General features: G+C 43.4%; 17 protein-coding genes. 8 read left to right on the forward strand and 9 right to left on the reverse strand.

What is annotated here, in order from left to right; all coding sequences use genetic code 11:
* Window positions 1–49: 49 nt before the first annotated feature.
* On the forward strand, window positions 50–2,389 hold the full coding sequence (lptD, locus tag DK428_RS04425; RefSeq protein ID WP_109064867.1) for an LPS assembly protein LptD: 2,340 nt from the start codon (window positions 50–52) through the stop codon (window positions 2,387–2,389).
* Between the two features lie 123 nt (window positions 2,390–2,512).
* Here lptD and lldD read toward each other — a convergent pair whose 3' ends face one another.
* Together lldD and gpt are read right to left on the reverse strand one after the other, a co-directional pair.
* On the reverse strand, window positions 2,513–3,658 hold the full coding sequence (lldD, locus tag DK428_RS04430; RefSeq protein ID WP_109059525.1) for an FMN-dependent L-lactate dehydrogenase LldD: 1,146 nt from the start codon (window positions 3,656–3,658) through the stop codon (window positions 2,513–2,515).
* Window positions 3,659–3,929: 271 nt separating this feature from the next.
* Window positions 3,930–4,394 carry a xanthine phosphoribosyltransferase gene (gene gpt, locus DK428_RS04435; protein ID WP_109064868.1) on the reverse strand — a complete coding sequence of 155 codons (465 nt, stop codon included), beginning with the start codon at window positions 4,392–4,394 and terminating at the stop codon, window positions 3,930–3,932.
* Window positions 4,395–4,508: 114 nt separating this feature from the next.
* Between gpt and DK428_RS04440 the strand changes: the two genes are divergently transcribed.
* A complete protein-coding gene (locus DK428_RS04440) occupies window positions 4,509–5,969 on the forward strand; it encodes an aminoacyl-histidine dipeptidase (RefSeq protein ID WP_109064869.1) in 1,461 nt (486 codons plus the stop codon).
* A gap of 70 nt (window positions 5,970–6,039) precedes the next feature.
* Here DK428_RS04440 and rpoH read toward each other — a convergent pair whose 3' ends face one another.
* The 5 genes from rpoH to narQ all read right to left on the reverse strand — a co-directional run bounded on the left by rpoH (window position 6,040) and on the right by narQ (window position 11,061).
* Window positions 6,040–6,888 (reverse strand): RNA polymerase sigma factor RpoH, encoded by an 849-nt coding sequence (gene rpoH / locus DK428_RS04445; protein ID WP_109064870.1) that lies wholly within the window; start codon window positions 6,886–6,888, stop codon window positions 6,040–6,042.
* Window positions 6,889–7,025: 137 nt separating this feature from the next.
* Window positions 7,026–7,979, reverse strand: a complete 954-nt coding sequence (gene tehA / locus DK428_RS04450; RefSeq protein ID WP_109064871.1) for a dicarboxylate transporter/tellurite-resistance protein TehA — start codon at window positions 7,977–7,979, stop codon at window positions 7,026–7,028.
* On the reverse strand, window positions 7,979–8,287 hold the full coding sequence (locus DK428_RS04455; RefSeq protein ID WP_109064872.1) for a DUF2322 family protein: 309 nt from the start codon (window positions 8,285–8,287) through the stop codon (window positions 7,979–7,981). The genes tehA and DK428_RS04455 overlap by 1 nt, the downstream gene beginning before the upstream one ends.
* A 29-nt stretch (window positions 8,288–8,316) precedes the next feature.
* The gene (gene murB / locus DK428_RS04460) at window positions 8,317–9,342 is read right to left on the reverse strand and encodes a UDP-N-acetylmuramate dehydrogenase (protein WP_109064873.1); all 1,026 of its coding nucleotides are present in this window, start codon (window positions 9,340–9,342) and stop codon (window positions 8,317–8,319) included.
* 12 nt (window positions 9,343–9,354) lie between these two features.
* The gene (gene narQ / locus DK428_RS04465; RefSeq protein ID WP_109064874.1) at window positions 9,355–11,061 is read right to left on the reverse strand and encodes a nitrate/nitrite two-component system sensor histidine kinase NarQ; all 1,707 of its coding nucleotides are present in this window, start codon (window positions 11,059–11,061) and stop codon (window positions 9,355–9,357) included.
* Window positions 11,062–11,358: 297 nt separating this feature from the next.
* Here narQ and DK428_RS04470 point away from each other — a divergent pair, with 297 nt between their 5' ends.
* Genes DK428_RS04470 through DK428_RS04495 form a run of 6 tightly spaced genes read left to right on the forward strand, consistent with a single transcriptional unit; the run spans window position 11,359 to window position 17,055 of the window.
* Window positions 11,359–11,643 (forward strand): chaperone NapD, encoded by a 285-nt coding sequence (locus DK428_RS04470; RefSeq protein WP_109064875.1) that lies wholly within the window; start codon window positions 11,359–11,361, stop codon window positions 11,641–11,643.
* A gap of 31 nt (window positions 11,644–11,674) precedes the next feature.
* Entirely contained in the window at window positions 11,675–14,155 is a 2,481-nt protein-coding gene (gene napA, locus DK428_RS04475; RefSeq protein WP_109064876.1) for a nitrate reductase catalytic subunit NapA, read from the forward strand.
* 49 nt (window positions 14,156–14,204) lie between these two features.
* Window positions 14,205–15,038 (forward strand): ferredoxin-type protein NapG, encoded by an 834-nt coding sequence (napG, locus tag DK428_RS04480; RefSeq protein ID WP_109059531.1) that lies wholly within the window; start codon window positions 14,205–14,207, stop codon window positions 15,036–15,038.
* Window positions 15,038–15,919 (forward strand): quinol dehydrogenase ferredoxin subunit NapH, encoded by an 882-nt coding sequence (gene napH / locus DK428_RS04485; protein ID WP_109064877.1) that lies wholly within the window; start codon window positions 15,038–15,040, stop codon window positions 15,917–15,919. Before napG ends, napH begins: the two co-directional genes overlap by 1 nt.
* Window positions 15,920–15,956: 37 nt before the next feature.
* The gene (locus DK428_RS04490) at window positions 15,957–16,406 is read left to right on the forward strand and encodes a nitrate reductase cytochrome c-type subunit (protein WP_109064878.1); all 450 of its coding nucleotides are present in this window, start codon (window positions 15,957–15,959) and stop codon (window positions 16,404–16,406) included.
* Window positions 16,407–16,419: 13 nt separating this feature from the next.
* Entirely contained in the window at window positions 16,420–17,055 is a 636-nt protein-coding gene (locus DK428_RS04495) for a NapC/NirT family cytochrome c (protein WP_109064879.1), read from the forward strand.
* 86 nt (window positions 17,056–17,141) lie between these two features.
* Here DK428_RS04495 and gss read toward each other — a convergent pair whose 3' ends face one another.
* Both gss and pgdx read right to left on the reverse strand, forming a co-directional pair.
* Window positions 17,142–19,037 (reverse strand): bifunctional glutathionylspermidine amidase/synthase, encoded by a 1,896-nt coding sequence (gss, locus tag DK428_RS04500; protein WP_109064880.1) that lies wholly within the window; start codon window positions 19,035–19,037, stop codon window positions 17,142–17,144.
* Between the two features lie 164 nt (window positions 19,038–19,201).
* Window positions 19,202–19,930: a hybrid peroxiredoxin PGdx gene (pgdx, locus tag DK428_RS04505; RefSeq protein ID WP_109064881.1), complete on the reverse strand. Its 729-nt coding sequence runs from the start codon at window positions 19,928–19,930 to the stop codon at window positions 19,202–19,204.
* Between the last annotated feature and the right edge of the window lie 124 nt (window positions 19,931–20,054).

Here is a 20,054-nt window from a genome sequence, read left to right on the forward strand (position 1 = left end):
TACAGTATAATCACGCCATCTTTGGCTAGAAAAATGGTTGTCTAATCTAATGAAGAATACTTACACATTAATTTCGTTGTCAATTTTGACCGCACTTTACAGCGCTGAGAGCGCCGCCGATTTGGCAAAACAGTGCTTATACGGCGTTCCGCATTTTACCGGTGAAGTCGTTACCGAAAATCCAAATGACCTTCCCGTTTATATTGAAGCGGATCGAGTCGAAGTGACACAACCCAACAGCGGTATTTACAAAGGCAATGTGGATGTAAAACAAGGCAATCGTCATTTGCAATCTGCCGAAGTGGAAGTGCAACAACAGGGTGACGGCAATAACGTGCAGCGTTATGCCTTTGCCCGTGGTGGATTTGATTATCGAGACAACCAAATCAATCTATTGGGTGATGATGCCAAAATTCATTTAAACACCAAAGACACCGATATTCACAACGCCAATTATCAATTGGTGAATCGCCAAGGGCGCGGCTCGGCAGAAAGCGTGGAATTACGCGATAATTATCGTTTAATGAAAAATGCCAGCTTCACCTCCTGCTTGCCGGATGATAATTCGTGGTCAATTTATGCCAGCGAAATGCGTCAACACATTAAAGAAGAATATGCGGAAATGTGGCACGCCCGTTTGAAAGTGCATGGTGTGCCGATATTCTACACACCGTATTTGCAACTACCGATTGGCGATCGTCGTCGTTCCGGTTTGCTCGTGCCGTCAGCTGGGCATTCCAGCCGTGACGGTTATTTCTACGCCCAACCGGTATATTGGAACATTGCACCGAATCTTGACGCCACTATTACGCCCAAATATATGTCCCATCGCGGTTGGCAACTCAATGGTGAGTTTCGTTATTTAACCCACTTAGGAGAAGGACAAATTGGCGGTGAATATTTAGGCAATGACCGTTTGGAAGATTACACCAGCGAGAACCGTAAACGCCATTTATTACATTGGAAACATAACGCCGCCTTTGCCCAAGATTGGCGCTTAGATGTGGATTACACCAAAGTCAGCGATAAACGTTATTTTACCGATTTTGATTCCGAATACGGTAGCAGTACCGATGGCTACGCCGACCAGAAAGCCCGCTTGGCCTACTATCAACCAAACTACAATTTGGCAATTTCCGTCAAACAATTCCAAATTTTTGATGAAGTAGCAATCGGTCCATACCGCGCTTTGCCGCAAATTGATTTTAATTATTACAAAAACAATTTATGGAATAACCTTGATTTCAAACTCTTTTCGCAAGCGGTGCGATTTGATAACGACAGCAGCCAAATGCCGAAAGCCTGGCGTTTCCATTTGGAACCGAGCTTGAACAAAACCTTGTCCAATCGTTACGGCAGTATCAACTTTGAAACCAAACTCTACGCAACCCATTATCAGCAAAAGAAAGGTCGTGCCGCCGATGCGGAGGATGTGGAACGTAGCGTCACCCGTGTGTTGCCGCAGTTTAAAGTGGAACTGCAAACGGTATTGGCATCCAATAAAACCCTGTTCGACGGTTATACCCAAACCCTCGAGCCGCGCGTGCAATATTTATACCGCCCGTACAAAAACCAAAGTAATATCGGTTCTAAACGGAATTCGGAATACCTCGGTTTCGGCTACGATTCTTCCCTGTTACAACAAGATTATTTCTCGTTATTCCGCGACCGTCGCTATAGCGGGCTAGACCGTATTGCTTCCGCCAACCAAGTTACTCTGGGCGGCACCATGCGTTTCTTTGATGGAACCAAAGAAGAGCGCTTTAACATCGCTGCCGGCCAAACCTATTATTTGGAACCGTCACGCATTGATAATGACCCGCGCAACAAAACGTCCGGTTTATCTTCTTCTTGGGCCCTCGAATCGAACTGGAAAATCAGCGAACAATGGCGTTGGCGCGCAAGTTTCCAATATGATCCGCAAATTAAACAAGCGTCTTTGGGGAATACCGGGTTGGAGTTTAACCCAACCAAAAATAATATTGTTCAATTGAATTACCGCTACGTCAGCAAGGAATATATTAATCAAAACTTAACCTCCAACGCCAACCGTTATAATCAGGACATCAATCAACTTGGTGTTCAATTAGGTTGGGAATTAACCGATAACTGGGCGGTAGTCAGTCGCTATTATCAAGACCTCGCCCTCAAAAAACCGGTGGAACAATATCTTGGTGTGCAATATAACACCTGCTGTTGGAGCGTTGGTGTCGGCGCAAGACGTTATGTCACCAACCGTCAAAATCAACGAAATGACGAGATTTTTTACGACAACAGCGTAGGTGTGACTCTTGAATTACGTGGTTTCGGTAACGATCATAAGAGCGGTATTGAAAAAATGATGAGACAAGGTAAATTGCCTTATTTACAAGCATTTAGTTTGTATTAAAGAAGTTAAAGTGCGGTGATTTTTTCCATTGTTTTTCAGCAAGCCGCACGCCGATGCAAATTTCTTCATAAGCAAAAAAACGTGAGCCAAATGACTCACGTTTTTTTATACCTGAACGTTACATTAGGCTTTGTTAGAACTCACTAATGCATCGGCAGTAATATCGGAAATATCCTTCGTGCTGGTTAAGGTTAACGCCACACGCATTTCTTTCTTAAAGATATCGAGCAAGTTTTCAACGCCACGTTGGCCGTCAGCGCCCAAGGCATACACAAACGGGCGACCAATCATCGTTGCATCGGCACCTAAAGCCATCATACGCACCACATCCAAACCGTTGCGAATGCCACCATCCACTAAAATTTTGATATCGCCTTTTACAGCGTCGGCAATCGGCGGTAAAGCACGGGCACTTGATAACACACCGTCCAACTGGCGACCACCATGGTTAGACACCACAATACCGTCAGCGCCGAAACGTACGGCATCTTTGGCATCTTCCGGATCCAAAATGCCTTTAATCACCATTGGGCCATCCCAGAAATCACGAATCCACTCCAAATCTTTCCAAGAAATAGACGGGTCAAAGTTTTCTGTAAGCCAGCCGATATAATCATCCAATCCTACCGGTTTACCCATGTATTTTGACACATTACCCAAGGTAAACGGACGGCCTTTTGTCATCATATCGTATGACCAGAACGGATGAGTTACTCCTTGAATCACACGACGTAACCATTTGTAATCGCCGCTCATACCGGAATGCATATCACGATAACGAGCCCCCGGAGTCGGCATATCAACGGTGAACACGAGGGTTGAACAACCGGCGGCTTTTGCGCGCTCAAGGGCGTTTTTCATAAAACCGCGATCTTTGAGCACATATAACTGGAACCACATTGGGCGATTAATTGCCGGAGCAACTTCTTCAATAGGACAAATGGACACGGTTGACAACGTAAACGGTAACCCTTTTGCCGCTGCCGCTTTTGCCGCCTGCACTTCACCACGGCTGGCATACATTCCGCATGCGCCCACCGGTGCCAAAATAACCGGCATTGATAATTTCTCACCGAATAATTCAATTTCGGTGTTTAGTTGTGACATATCGTTTAACACACGCTGTCTTAATGCAATTTCGGATAAATCACTCACATTGCGCGCTAAAGTATATTCAGTGTAGGAGCCACCGTCCGCATAATGAAACATAAACGGGGGAACGCGACGACGGGCCGCTGCGCGATAGTCATTAGCTGATGAAATGATCATTTGTACCTCTTTTAACTTGACTAATAATAACAACAATTATCATTTCTATAATTGTAATTAAAATTTTAAAAGAAATGTACAAAATGTTTCAAGTTTGTTCAAAAATGTGGAAGAGATCACAAAATCCTTTTAGCGAAAGGCAAAAAGAGAAGCTTATCCTAACGAGAAAGAGGTGGGATTTATTAAAAATTAAGCCCTATAAATAGGGCTTAATCTTCTCATAAAAGAACCGACGTTCATTTTATTATCAAAAGTGCGGTCGTTTTTTCTATTATTTTCTGGATAATGGCGGAACAAAACAAATTCCCATATCCCAAGGCTGTTCAATCCAAGTATTTTGCGGAATATCTACCACATAATCATCCACTAACTCAGCACCGGCAGGTTTGGCAAAAACCGTCACAAAACGTGCTTTCGGATACATTTTGCGAATAGCGCGGGCAGTATTGCCGGTATCCACCAAATCATCCACCACGATAAAACCTTCACCGCCATTCGGCACATCCGCAGCATGAAGGACTTGTAGCTCTCCTTGGGCATCGTGGTTATAGCTCGCGATACATACGGTTTCCACATGACGAAGGCCCAATTCACGGGCAATCACTGCTGATGGAAATAACCCGCCACGGCTTACAGCAATAACACCTTTCCATTGAGAAGCGGGAAGCAAACGCTCAGATAATTTACGTGCGTGCATATGAAACATATCCCACGTCACAACATATTTTTCACTCATAATGTCACCTTTCAGGAATTTTTGTGGCGCGTAGCCCAAGAAATAAAATTGCGTTAGGATAACCCGAAATGGCATTTTATGCTATTATTTTCCCCAATTTTTTAAGGAGGAACTATGTCAGAAATACAACAATTAAACCCGAATTTACTATGGAAATGGTTTGATCAAATATGTGCAATTCCACATCCGTCCTATCAAGAAAACGAACTTGCGGAATTCATAGTCAACTGGGCAAAAAGTAAAGGGTTCTACGCAGAACGCGACGAAGTAGGAAACGTATTAATTCGTAAACCGGCCACCAAAGGCATGGAAAACCGCAAAAAAGTTGCCTTACAGGCACATTTGGATATGGTGCCACAAGCCAACGAAGGCAGTAGCCATAACTTCGCTAACGACCCGATTTTGCCCTACATTGATGGCGAATGGGTTCGTGCCACCAACACCACATTAGGTGCCGATAACGGCATCGGCATGGCCTCTGCCTTAGCCATTTTAGACAGTGACGATATTGCTCATCCGGATTTGGAAATATTGCTCACCATGACCGAAGAGCGTGGCATGGAAGGCGCCATTGGTTTACGTCCAAATTGGTTACAAAGTGAAATCATGATTAACACCGATACGGAAGAAAATGGCGAAATTTATGTAGGCTGTGCCGGTGGTGAAAACGCTAATATCATTTTCCCGATTCAATATGAAAACAATGCCTTTGCACACAGTTATCAACTGGTATTAAAAGGCTTGCGTGGTGGTCATTCCGGTTGTGACATCCACACAGGACGCGCCAATGCGATTAAAGTATTAGCCCGTTTCTTAGCAGAATTTTCACAAAATCAACCGCACTTTGTCTTTGCCTTGAGCGATATTCGTGGCGGCTCCGTGCGCAATGCCATTCCCCGTGAAGCGTTTGCCACGTTGGCCTTTGACGGTGATGTGACCACGTTAAAAAGTGCGGCAGAAAATTTCAACGTTTTGTTAAAAACCGAATTGGCATTAATTGAGCCCAACTTCACGTTTACATTACAACCCGCCGAAAAAGCACCGCAAACCTTCTCCGTTGCCACCGGTCAACGTCTTATTCATTTGCTTAATGTGTTGCCGAACGGCGTGATTCGTAATAGCGACGTATTAGACAATGTGGTGGAAACCTCGCTAAGCGTGGGCGTGCTAAAAACCGAAGACTCGCAAGTGAAAGCGACGATTTTAATGCGTTCATTAATTGAAAGCAGTAAAGAATATGTGGCCGGAATGTTGAAATCATTAGCGGCATTAAGCGGCGCAAAAGCTGAATTTTCCGGTAATTACCCGGGCTGGGAGCCGCAAGCACATTCCGAAATCGTCGATTTAACTCATAAAATCTATGCGGACATCTTGGGTTATGAGCCGATAATCAAAGTGATTCACGCCGGCCTGGAATGTGGCTTGCTGAAAAAAATCTATCCTAATATGGATATGGTGTCCATCGGGCCAACAATTAAAAACGCGCACTCACCGGATGAAAAAGTTCATATCCCGGCAGTGCAAATTTATTGGTCGTTAATCACGAAATTGTTGGCGGAAATTCCGGCAAAATAAACTGTTTTTTAGGGAAACAAAAACCCGCTCTCAATGGAGCGGGTTTCTTTTTATAAACTTCAAAAACACATTAAAAACTGACCGCACTTTTTAATTTTTTCAGTGCGTTGGTTTCTAATTGACGTACGCGTTCGGCAGAAATGTTGTATTTTTCCGCCAAGTCTTGCAAGGTGGCTTTGGTTTCATCCAACCAACGGGCTTTGATAATGTCTTGGCTACGGGCATCCAAATTATCCAACGCAACAGCGAGTCGGTCGGTGGCTTGCGCTTCGTAGTTTTCATTTTCTAACTCGGCGGCAAAATTGGAACCTTTATCTTCCAAGTATAATGCCGGCGCATAGGTTTCTTCATCGTGATCATCTGTTGGTAAATCAAAGGCAACATCTGCCCCGGTCATGCGAGACTCCATTTCCACCACGTCTTGCGGAGAAACACCTAACTCATTGGCCACCATGTCCACTTCATTTTCGTTAAACCAACCCAAACGTTGTTTCGTTTTACGTAGGTTAAAGAATAACTTACGTTGTGCTTTGGTTGTGGCGACTTTCACAATACGCCAGTTACGCAAAACGTATTCGTGAATTTCCGCTTTAATCCAATGCACCGCAAAAGATACCAAGCGAACGCCTACTTCCGGATTAAAACGCTTAACCGCTTTCATTAAGCCAATATTGCCTTCTTGAATTAAATCCGCTTGTGGCAAACCATAACCGGAATAACCACGGGCAACATGGATCACAAAGCGCAAGTGAGATAACACGAGTTTTTTTGCCGCTTCAATATCTTCTTGGTAATACAAACGTTCCGCCAATTCCTTTTCTTCTTCCGCCGTTAACATCGGGTATTCATTTGCCGCGCGAATATAGGCTTCTAAACTTCCTTGGGGAACCAGCATCATTGTTTGAGTTTCTTTATCCATCATCTTCCTTCTTACTAAAGTCACCAGACTTGATTAAGTCTAGTTATAACACAATCTATGAGAAATTCAATCGGTTTTAGCAATTGAAATCCCTTTTTCCATAGTTTATATGACCAAGTTTTACCCTAAAAGTTCTTTTACTTCACAAAAAAACGTCCGCACATAATGAGGTAAAGCGTCCCTAAAATCAATAGTCCAATCATCATTGAAGCAAACCAAAACAGGGATAAACCGACAACACCTAGAATAATATCTACAGTACCTTGGTATAAATGCAATCCCACGTTTGCCATAGACGCCAGTCCAAAAGAGAACGCCCAAAATGAAACCGTGAAACCATTTTGGAAAATCCAAGGTAGCAAGCGAATTAAGAACAATAATTGCAATACGCCATAACCGATAAGTAGCTTCACCAGTAAATCCACTTCGCCACCATTTAACGCCAAGTAAGTGGAACAACCCACAAAGGCCGGAGCAAGTTGAATGCCAATCGCCGGACGAACGACAGGCGCAACAGGTTCTAAATTGCGTAAGCGATGCAAAATTGCCGGCTCAAGACTGAGCCATGAAAACACGCCGGCGCCCAAAAAGAGCATGCCGACCTCGCTGTAGCCTAAATAGCCTAATGCGGTGCCGCTGACAAAATTGGTTGCCACCGTCGGCAAGTACATAATCGGTGTTGTGGCTTCCGCTTTATGAATACCACGCCACAACCCGGCAGCACGGTAAGCCGCAAAAACCAACTGCCCGATGATACCTAATGTAATTAACCCAACAGACAATGAGAACCCATACGGCAATGCTGCCAAGCCAATTAAAATGGTGGTAATCGGAATCAAGCTGATAAAACAGCACTGAATTAAATTCTGCAATTCTTCTTTGGCCTGATGTCGGAAACGCAACCATTTCACGCCATAAGCGACAATAAATATCACCCAAATGACGGTTGCCAAACCAAGTAACGTTTCACCAACCATCGCCGGCAGGGCCACCGCATGTGCGCCATAACGCCAAGCCAAGCCTAATGCGGATAAACCTAAAACGATACTGAAATAACTGACCGGAATAGGAAAAGGTTTTTGCTGTTCCATTAATTTGCCTCAATTTGATAACACAAGTCTTGTTCAATAACGCGCAACAACAAATCAATATTTGGGTGTTTTCCTGTATTTTCGCAGGCATCTTGCGTGTGTTCGGCGAAGAGTTGCAATCCTTTCTGTGCCGAAGTGCGGTCTAATTTTCCGTTAAATTCTTGGGCTAAGGCATTGTACACCCGTAGCGAACCCAACTTACCCGCGACGGCAGGAATATGATGAACCATCGTTCCGTTGTCCAAAACGGTTAATCCGGAAAGATGATCAATAGAAGGTAATGTAGCTAATATTGTTTTAAAATCCATAAGGTTTCCTTCGGTAAGAGGTTGAAAAACTAACGAATAGTTTGTTGGCTATCAACTTCGCCCCGTTTTCCGATAAAGCGCACTTCCGGTTGCAGGCGAACATCAAAACGCAATGCCACAAGCTGATAAATATGATGGGCAAGCTCTACAACATCAGAAGCCGTGGCATTGCCTTTATTAATCAAAACTAACGCCTGTTGCTGATGCACTGCTGCGCCGCCGATTTGGAAGCCTTTCAAGCCACATTGATCGATAAGCCAACCTGCGGCTAATTTTATGCTGCCATCAGGTTGCGGAAAATGTGGGATCGTCGCATATTCTTGTTGTAATCGCTCAAATTGTTGTGCAGGAATCACCGGGTTCTTAAAGAAACTCCCTGCGTTGCCAAATTCTTTCGGATCCGGCAATTTACTTTGACGCACGGCACAAATTTCGGCAAAAACGTCCGCAGAAGTGACCGCACTTTTATCCAGATTGGCTAAATTGCCGTATTTCAACACCGGTTTCCATGCCTTCGCTAACTTCAACCCAACGGCAGTCACCACATAACCTTGAGCATATTTATGCTTAAATACGCTTTCCCGATAACCAAATTCACATTCGGCATTGGTTAGGCGAAACAGCTCGCCGGACTGAAGGTTAATCACTTCCACATAATCACATACATCTTTAAATTCCACGCCATAAGCGCCGATATTTTGAATCGGCGCAGACCCCGCACAGCCGGGAATGAGCGCTAGATTTTCCAAACCATAATAACCCTGCTCGATGCTCCATCTCACCAAGTCATGCCACACATCCCCACCATTAACGTGTAAATAATGAAAATCCGCATCTTCCCGATGTTCAATGCCAAGCATACGATTAAGTAAGACAGCGCCGTCAAAGTCCTCTACAAATAGCACATTGCTGCCTTGCCCTAAAAAAAGCACCGGCAACTGCTCCACTAAGCAGTCTTGCCAAGCCTGTTGCAATTCCGGAATAGAGTGAATCTCAATGATCTTTTTGGCTTTCGCGGGAAGAGAAAACGTATGAAAAGGTTGTAAATTTTGCATGTATCCGTCCTTTTAAGATAACACGTGAGCCAAAGTGACTTTCACTTCCGTGCCGCCACTTACTCGAGGAGAAATTGTTAATTTGGCATTAAGTTGCGCACTGCGCTCTTGCATGATGTTTAAGCCGTAATGTCCGTCAGGTTCTTCCAAACTTGGAATCCCCACACCGTTATCGCGCACAATGAGTTCGTATTCGCCATCTTCGTTTGTATGCGCAATCACCTCAATTAAGGTGCCCTGCGAGTGTTTAATGGCATTTAATACCGCTTCACGCACAATTTGCAACGCATTCACCAACTGTGGCGCATTAAAGCTTTGCGATGGCAACGTACAATCCACGCTCATTTGCATGTCGGTTTGATTGCGTAAGGAATCAATCACTTGCTCCAATGCCAGTTTTAAATTTGCTTCCTGAATGGTTAAACGGAAGGTCGCCAGCAGCTCGCGCAATTGGCTATAACCATCACTCAGGGCTTGTTCAAATTGCTGAATAATCGACAAGCTTTTCTTTTTGGAATCCGGTTCGTCTTTGTGCAAATTGTGTTTTAACAGAGTTAATTGAATTTGTAAAAAAGCCAACACCTGCGCCAAAGAATCATGTAGCTCACGTGCAATAATAGAACGTTCTTCCATTAACAACAATTGCTCTTGCTGACGTTGGGTTTTATGGAAATAGAGAGAACGACTAAGCATTTGCGCCAAGTTGTTCATGGTGCGCAAATCCGGGCAAGGCAACCCCGCCTGCCAGTGTAAAATAGCCAAGGTTTCGCCTTCCATGCTCACTTCGGTTTGCTGACATTCGATTAACGGTTGTTTCGTACCAAGGCAAATGTTCCAATGCTCCGCATCCAACACTTTTAATTCTAAATAACGCAAGTGTTCGCTGCTCATAATATTTTGCATCACCATTTGTAAAATCTTGCCGTTAATATTATTGGTGGTAACCAGTTGTGAGCAATGGTACAACGTGGTTAAAGAGCGATTGGTTTGTTGTAACTTTTGTGTTTTTTCATTCACTGTCGCTTCTAGGCTGGAATATAACTTACCCAATTCGGAAGACATTTTGGTAAACGTACGCGCCAAATTGCCAATTTCATCTTCTTTATTTACATCTAACGGGATATGTTTAAATTGCCCCATTTGCACTTGAATACTGGCCTTAGTCAGTTGTTCCAACGGACGCACCACTGCCTTGCGGGTGTACCAGTTCACATACGAAACCATCACAAAAATCAACAATAATGACAAGGCGATCACCCACACCGCCAAAATCCAACGCTGTTCGGCAGAATATTGCAACGCTGACACAAATTGATCTACTTGCGCCACATAGTTGGCAATATGATGTTTATATTCAACAAGATTTTTTTGCTTCGCTAATGATTCCATCTTCTCCCAACGCTTAATGAGATTGTTGTAAGAGGATTTCACGTCTTCAGAAACAAAAAATTGATGATGAATATCTAACAGTGATTGTGAATGCAGACTTTCACGATATTGTCGCAAACTTTTTTCTACTGATTCCGGTTCATGTTCCATTTCATACAGCAAGCGATAACTCTGCATACGCAACGAGCCGGACACATTAATGGCTTCCGCATACGATTTATTGCCCGCCATTAAAGCGAAACTTAAAGATGCAATCACACCAACAAAGATAATAATAACAATAAGATAGTTGGCAATACGGGTAGAAACGGAATGTTTAATTTTAACCATAGAAAACCTTTCTAATATAGATTGGGTTAGTGTAGCAAAAAAGTGCGGTGGATTTTAGCGGAATATTTTTGGTAGCCCCTGAAAATAAAAGATGGAAAGCAAATTTGATCTAAAGCAAAACGGATACATATTTAAACCAAAATACCCCTTTATAGTGATATTAATTACCCAGCAACCAATTAATATGCAAGGCCTAAAAATAGGTTACCAATAACATCATTTATTGAAACGCCTGTTGCAGTGATTACATTCAGTGTTGCCTAATTGGCACAGTGGAAACAACCAATTCAAATAAAAATGAATAAAACAGATATTTTAACCATGGAAGAAGCGAAAGATTGGCACGTAGTCGGTTTGGTGGTGCAAGGAAACCCCAAAAAAATAGCCGCAATTCGTACCGCACTTTTAGCTATTCCGCACACAGAAGTTCCGACCTTTGATGAAAAAATAGGAAAGATTGTTGCTGTTATGCAATCTCACGATCAGCATATCTTGCTTAAAAACATGGAATCTGTGAAAGATATTGACGGTGTTATTACCGTTTCGCTGATTTATCATCAACAAGATGAACAGCCTGAATAACTCAAAAATCATATAGTGGGGGGAAAACACTATGAATTTAAGTCGTAGAGACTTTATGAAAGCTAATGCCGCCATGGCTGCAGCAACGGCTGCCGGATTAGCGATTCCGGTGAAAAATGTAGAAGCTACCGAATCCGAAATTAAATGGGATAAGGCGGTTTGTCGTTTCTGCGGTACCGGTTGTGCCGTATTAGTGGGAACCAAAGATGGTCGTGTCGTGGCATCACAAGGCGACCCGGATGCAGAAGTAAACCGTGGTTTAAACTGTATCAAAGGTTACTTCTTACCGAAAATTATGTACGGTAAAGACCGCTTAACCCAGCCAATGTTACGTATGAAAGACGGTAAATACGATAAGAATGGCGATTTCACACCAGTTAGTTGGGATGTAGCGTTTAAAACCATGGCAGAAAAATTCAAAGCTGCCGTAAAAGAATTAGGTCCAAACGGTGTGGGAATGTTCAGTTCCGGTCAAACCACCATCTTTGAAGGTTATGCCAAAGCCAAACTTTGGAAAGCCGGTTTCCGTTCTAACAATATCGACCCAAATGCCCGTCACTGTATGGCATCTGCGGCGGTCGCATTCATGCGTACTTTCGGTATGGATGAACCGATGGGTTGTTATAACGACATCGAAAATGCCGAAGCTTTTGTGCTTTGGGGTTCCAACATGGCTGAAATGCACCCGATCTTATGGTCCCGTATTACTGACCGTCGATTATCCAATCCGGATGTTAAAGTGGCGGTACTTTCCACCTATGAACACCGTAGTTTCGAATTAGCCGATTATGGTTTAATCTTCAAACCGCAAACGGACTTGGTTATTTTAAACTACATTATCAATTACTTAATTCAAAACGATGCCATTAACTGGGATTTCGTTAATAAACATACCAAATTTAAACGTGGTGAAACCGATATCGGTTATGGTTTACGTGATAATCACCCATTACAAAAAGCCGCTAAAAATCCAAACAGCGGTAAGATGTATGACAGTAACTTCGAAGAATTAAAAGCTTTAGTTTCTGAATACACCTTAGATAAAGCTCACGAAATGTCAGGCGTGCCTAAAGATGTATTGGAAGAGCTTGCGAAATTGTATGCGGATCCAAAACGTAAAGTGGTGTCTTATTGGACCATGGGCTTTAACCAACATACACGTGGTGTGTGGGCAAACCAGTTAATCTATAACATCCATCTATTAACCGGAAAAATTTCTATTCCGGGTTGTGGACCATTCTCCTTAACCGGTCAACCATCTGCTTGTGGTACAGCGCGTGAAGTGGGTACATTTATCCATCGTTTACCGGCCGACTTAGTGGTGACCAATCCAAAACACCGTGAAATTGCAGAAAAAATTTGGAAATTGCCTGCAGGATTAATTACAGACGTGTTAGGTTTCCATGCCGTTGCGCAAAGCCGTGCATTAAAAGACGGCAAAATGCGTGTGTTATGGCAAATGTGTACCAATAATATGCAAGGCGGTCCAAATATCAACGAGGAAACCTTCCCGGGCTGGCGTAATCCGGATAACTTTATCGTGGTTTCCGACCCATACCCAACTGTTTCCTGCTTAGCGGCTGATTTAATGCTTCCAACAGCAATGTGGGTAGAAAAAGAAGGCGCTTATGGTAACGCAGAGCGTCGTACCCAATTCTGGCGTCAACAAGTGAAAGCGCCGGGTGAAGCAAAATCTGACGTATGGCAGTTAGTGGAATTCTCTAAATATTTCACTACCGATGAAATGTGGCCGGCAGAAATTTTAGAGAAAAATCCGGAATATAAAGGTAAAACCTTATATGAAGTATTGTATCGCAACGGTCAAGTAGATAAATTCCCACTAAGCGATCTTGCTGAAGGTCAATTAAACGATGAATCTCATTATTTTGGTTTCTATTTACATAAAGGATTGTTTGAAGAATACGCATCATTCGGTCGTGGTCATGGTCATGACTTAGCGCCGTTCGATATGTATCACAAGGCACGTGGTTTGCGTTGGCCGGTTGTGGACGGTAAAGAAACCTTATGGCGTTACCGTGAAGGTTATGACCCGTACGTTAAAGAAGGTGAAGGTGTGGCGTTCTACGGTTACCCGGATAAAAAAGCGATTATTCTTGCTGTGCCTTATGAACCACCAGCAGAATCACCGGATGCTGAATACGATTTATGGTTATGTACCGGCCGTGTATTAGAGCACTGGCACACAGGTACAATGACCCGTCGTGTACCGGAATTGCACCGTTCCTTCCCGAATAATGTTGTTTGGATGCACCCGAACGATGCGCAAAAACGCGGATTACGCCATGGCGATAAGATTAAAATCGCCTCACGTCGCGGTGAAATGATTTCTTACTTAGATACCCGTGGTCGTAATAAAGTACCGGAAGGCTTGGTTTACACCACCTTCTTTGACGCAGGACAGTTAGCCAATAAGTTAACATTGGATGCAACTGACCCAATTTCCAAAGAAACCGACTTTAAGAAATGTGCGGTAAAAGTGGAAAAAGCTTAAAAAAACGGTGAGAAAACAGACCGCACTTTATGGTGCGGTCATTAAGACAATGAAAAAATCAACTGTAACACCTGAGCGCCGAAAATTCCTCAAAGAAGCAACCCGTACTGCGGGTGGTTTAGTTGGGCTCGGCTTCTTATTAGGTTTACAACAAAAACAAAGTTTAGCCCGTGAAGGGGTGGCATTGCGTCCGCCGTTTGCCATTGAGGATGACGAGAAGTTTGCTGCCGCCTGCATTCGTTGCGGTCAATGTGTGCAAGCTTGCCCGTACGACATGTTGCATTTGGCGTCGTTGCTTTCACCTATGGAAGCCGGCACACCGTATTTTATTGCGCGGGATAAACCTTGCGAAATGTGTCCGGACATTCCTTGTGCGCATGCCTGCCCAAGCGGCGCGTTAGATCGTGATGCGCAGGATATTAATGAATCCCGTATGGGGCTTTCCGTATTACTGGATCATGAAACCTGTCTTAACTGGCAAGGCTTACGTTGTGATGTATGTTATCGGGTTTGTCCGTTAATTGACAAAGCCATCACGTTAGAACGCCACCGTAATGAACGTACCGGTAAGCACGCCGTGTTTATTCCGACAGTACATTCTGACGCTTGTACCGGTTGCGGTAAATGTGAACAGGCTTGTGTATTGGAAGAAGCGGCAATCAAAGTATTACCAATGTCTCTAGCTAAAGGTATGTTGGGTAAACATTATCGTTTGGGTTGGGAAGAAAAATCGAAAGCAGGACATTCTCTTGCTCCGGACGATTTGATTTCCATGCCGACCCGATTGCCGGATGGTATAGCGCCACCAGCCGGAGCCATTCCGGCAACAGGCGTGGAAGAAATCCCAGAGCCAATTTTGGCGCCGGTATTAGGAGGTAAGTAATGGCTAATGCACCGAAACTTGCCGGGCGGGAAGCCAGAGAAAAACTAGGTTGGTGGTACGCCAATCGCTTCTTATTTTGGCGACGTGTAAGCCAACTAAGCATTTTGTTGATGTTTTTAAGTGGGCCTTATTTTGGCGTTTGGATTTTAAAGGGCAATTATAGCGGAAGTATGCTTTTCGACATAATTCCGTTAAGCGATCCGTTGATTACCTTGGAAAGCCTGGCTAGCGGTCATTTACCGGGTATTCTAACCCTCAGTGGTGCATTGATTATCTTTGTAACCTATGCATTGTTGGGCAGTAAGGTTTTCTGCGGTTGGGTTTGTCCGTTAAATGTCGTGACCGATTGCGCCGCTTGGATCCGTCGCAAGCTAGGTATTCGCCAAACGGCAAAAGTCCCTCGCACTTTACGCTATGCCATCTTAGTGATGATTTTAGTCGGCAGTGCGGTAAGTGGCTTGTTATTGTGGGAATGGGTCAATCCCGTTGCCGCATTAGGAAGAGCCTTAATTTATAGCTTTGGCGCAACAACTTGGTTAATCTTAGTTGTTTTCTTGTTTGATTTATTCATTGTCGAACACGGATGGTGCGGACACCTTTGCCCAATTGGTGCGACGTATGGTGTTATCGGTGCAAAAAGTCTGCTTCGGATTAAAGTGATTGACCGGGCAAGATGCGATAATTGCATGGATTGCTACAACGTTTGTCCGGAACCTCACGTGTTACGTTCACCATTACACGGAAAAAATAATGAAAGCCTACTTGTGCTTTCGCAAGATTGTATCAGTTGCGGGCGTTGTATTGATGTCTGCGCTGAAAAAGTATTCACCTTTAGCCATAGGTTTAATAACGATATTCCTGTCGTCAATTTAAACCAATAAAAATAAAAAATTTCCATCATTCGGGGGAGTGATTAAAATGACTAGAAAAAACCTCTTTGCTTTTAGCAGTGCTGTATTCGTGGCATTGTTTGCGACGTCTGTTATGGCAGAACAATCAAACAAGGGTGCCGGAGACTTTTTCAATAATTCACCGGAAAGTGTAGCACCGGCATTCCACGATGCACCGAAACAAAGTGAATTACCTGCATTAAATTATGTTAACCAACCACCAATGGTGCCACATAGTGTCAAAAACTATCAGGTCACTAAAAATGTTAACCAATGCTTAAACTGCCACAGTGTTGAAGCATCTCGTATCACCGGTGCAACCCGTATCAGTCCGACCCACTTTGCGGATCGCGATGGTAATATCGGCTCCAGTTCATCACCACGTCGTTACTTCTGCTTACAGTGCCATGTTTCACAGTCAGAAGTCGAGCCAATCGTACCAAATGAATTTAAACCAATGAAAGGCTACGGTAAGTAATTAAGAGGTGACTATGTCAAAGAAAAAACCAAATATTCTAATGCGACTTTGGCGTTGGTTTAGATCGCCTAGCCGTATCGCGGTAGGAACCATTATTGTTCTATCTTTTATCGGCGGAATTTTATCTTGGGTGGGCTTCAACTACGGTTTAGAACAAACTAATACGGAACAATTCTGTTCCGGTTGCCATACAAATGACGCATACCCGGAATACTTACACAGCGTGCACTATCAAACTCGTACAGGCGTAGGCGCTAGCTGCCCGGATTGCCACGTTCCTCATGAGTTTGGTCCAAAAATGTGGCGAAAAATGGTCGCAGCTAAAGAGGTTTACGCTCATTATATGGGCTTAACCGATACGCTTGAGAAATTTAACGCACGTCGTCCACACATGGCGGAAAATGAATGGGCGCGTATGAAAGCTAACAATTCTCAAGAATGTCGTAACTGCCATAAAATGGATCGCATGGACTTCTCTCAACAAAAAACCGTGGCGCAAAAAATGCATAAATTTGCTCAAGAAAACGGCAAAACCTGTATTGACTGCCATAAAGGTATTGCACACAACTTACCGGATATGAGTAAAGTTGCTCCGGGTTGGTTGCAAGGTGCTGAGGTTGAGCCGGCTGAGTCAAAAGACAAAAAATAAATCGGTTGAAAAACGTTAAATTTTTTCACCGCACTTTAAAATAAAAATAGGCACCTTGAAGGTGCCTATTTTGATCTTCTCTAAATCTATTTTATCTTCTGTGTAAATGCCTTATCACTTAATATACGCAATGGTTGCATATCGCTATTACCGACAATCACACGGGTTGGATCGGAACGTAAACAGCTACCGGCATAATGCCCACCTACGGTGAAAGTGCACACTTGCACATACAGATCTTCAACTTTAGGCAAGCACCATAACTGTTGATAAATGTTCTCTTGTTTACCAAAACGCCCATTTGTACTGTCTAGCACGCTTTTACATTCGCCAATAAGTTTCACATTATCACCGCGTCGACCAGCAATCGGTTTTTGAGCATATCCGTTGGCTATTAGTTCCTGTGTGAGCTCAAATCCTGCTTCTAGCAGATAACGGTGATTCGGGAACAGTGACCACAACACCGGTAAAATGGCTTTGTTACTCGGAATCGCCGTCCACAAGGGCTCATAAACTAACACTTCTGGTCGAAGTAACACGTCAATTAACCGCACTTTATCTTCCGGATAACCAGTACGAATCGGTGGGGCAACCTCACGACCCGTGGTATCTTCGCGTAATTGTTCCAGCACAGTTTCCCACGCCCAGGTTTTCCATACGCTTTGAACTCGTTGGTTTTCATCGTCTAATAATTGTCCACGCGTATCCCAATGTAGTCCTTCTGTACCGTGAATAATCTTCGTTTTAAAACCAGCTTGAGTTAGCGCATCACGCATAAACAGAGCGTGATACTCTTCTTCTGCATCATGGTCCTGCATAATGTGTACTAGCGGCGTGGCACAGCTATGTTTCCAACTATCCGCTAATGCATTGCGTAAGCCTTCACTCGGATCATGCCCTGCGCTAAGACCTGCTTGTTTTGCCCAACGTGGCAAAATTGCTCCCGCTTCGGCATGACAAGACGCGGAATCGGCATTGTATTCATACACTTTCAAACCCCGCTCATCCAAACAGAAATCCAATCTTCCACTGATGGTCTGATAACGACGATTTTGCCAAGATAACCGCAGGCGAGGCCAAAGCAGTTTCGGAATATTGAAATATTGTAATAAACTATCGTCTTTGAGCACCTTATCGGTGGCATGCAAATACATTAAATGTAACTCATTGGTGGCACGAATTAGTTCATGTTGTGCGCTTTCAGAAAGCGCAAAATAACGATATTGATCACCATGATTCACAATATGTCCTTGCATTGCGTTAACATAAGCAGCCTCTAACGGTTTTGTTTCATCAAGCCAGTTTATTGAAAACTGTCCTTGATTTTCAATGTGTTCCGCATAAATTTTGAGTTTATCCGGTTCCGTCATGGGTTGCGGCAGGCTAAATTCCTCGTTATCCGTTTGAATCATCCAACCAAGGATTTGGGTATCATCAAAAGTATCCTGTAAGCGATAACCATCTTCTGTAACTGTCATCGGTAATTCACGGGTCCATTGTTGACCGCTTGGTAGACGGGAATGAATTACATTTTGCTCAGCAATGCGTACCCTGTCTGTCAGCACTTCAGTAATAATAGCTACATGACCAGTATGTTTGAACTCACCACCTTCCTGCCAAATTAGCAATGCACCACATTCTGGCACTCGCTTACCGCCATTGGCAAAGGCTTGTAGCGGCAACAAAGCATCATTGACCACTTGCCGCAGAAAACGAAGAGAAAAGATTTCATACGCCATGCCAACATCGGTGAACACCATGCCGTAATTTAGATAAAGATAGCGACGAGCGAATTCCACACATTGCCATTTGTAACCCATATATTCACCACCAAGGTAGCTACGAAAAGCCGCGTCGTCAGGGTATTCCTTCGCATCTACCGTGTTGTAGTCCGAAGAATAAATGGCAACGCCGCCGGGTGCATAACCCAACAGACTACCGAAAGGATCATGTGTTGTGATATTAGGTGAACGATCCGGCATAACAACTCCGAAAAAGTAAATCAGGACAATAGTATAGATCTTTTAAGACATTGCCCCCAAAGGATTTATAAAAAGATTTTGTTAAAATTAATATTTAAACAAAAAGAAAAAAGGGCGCTAGATTAGCGCCCAAAAAGAAGAGTTTTATAGTTATGATTATTGGATTATTTTGCGAAATACGCTTCTAAATCATCGCTACCACCGATGTGTTTACCACCGATGAACACTTGTGGTACAGTCGCACGACCGGAAACAGCACGTACGCTTACGATAGTTGCATCATGACCTAACACGATTTCTTCAAAACTTAAGCCTTTTTCATGTAACATTTGTTTTGCTTTCGCACAGAACGGACAACCAGGTTTAGTGAAGATCGCAATGGATTCTTGAACTTGGTGTTGTGGTGCGATGAATTTCAACATAGTATCTGCATCAGATACTTTGAATGGGTCGCCCGGTTCGTTTGGTTCAATGAACATTTTTTCTACTACACCGTTTTTCACCAGCATAGAATAACGCCATGAACGTTTGCCGAAACCTAAATCTTCTTTACCTACCAACATACCCATGCCTTCAGTGAATTCACCGTTACCATCCGGAACAAAAGTGATGTTCTCGGCTTTTTCATCTTCTTTCCATGCGTTCATTACGAAAGTATCGTTCACGGAAACAACAAGAATGTCATCAACGCCGTATTTTTTGAATACAGGTGCTAATTCATTATAACGTGGTAAGTGAGAAGAAGAACAAGTTGGTGTGAATGCACCCGGTAATGAGAATACGATGACGGTTTTGTTATCAAATAATTCAGATGTTGTTACGTCAACCCATTTGTCGCCTTGACGGGTGCGGAATGTAACCTGAGGAACTTTTTTTCCTTCCATAGTAGACATAGATTTTTCTCCTATCTATAAGTGTTGCTGTGAATTAGAAACTTCGCTTAAACTGCAGGCTGTCTCTAAAGATACTGTGAATTATAGGTAAAATTATGATATAGTCACAATCAATTAATTCTAT

The organism is Aggregatibacter kilianii (assembly GCF_003130255.1).
GTDB classification, from domain to species: Bacteria; Pseudomonadota; Gammaproteobacteria; order Enterobacterales; family Pasteurellaceae; genus Aggregatibacter; species Aggregatibacter kilianii.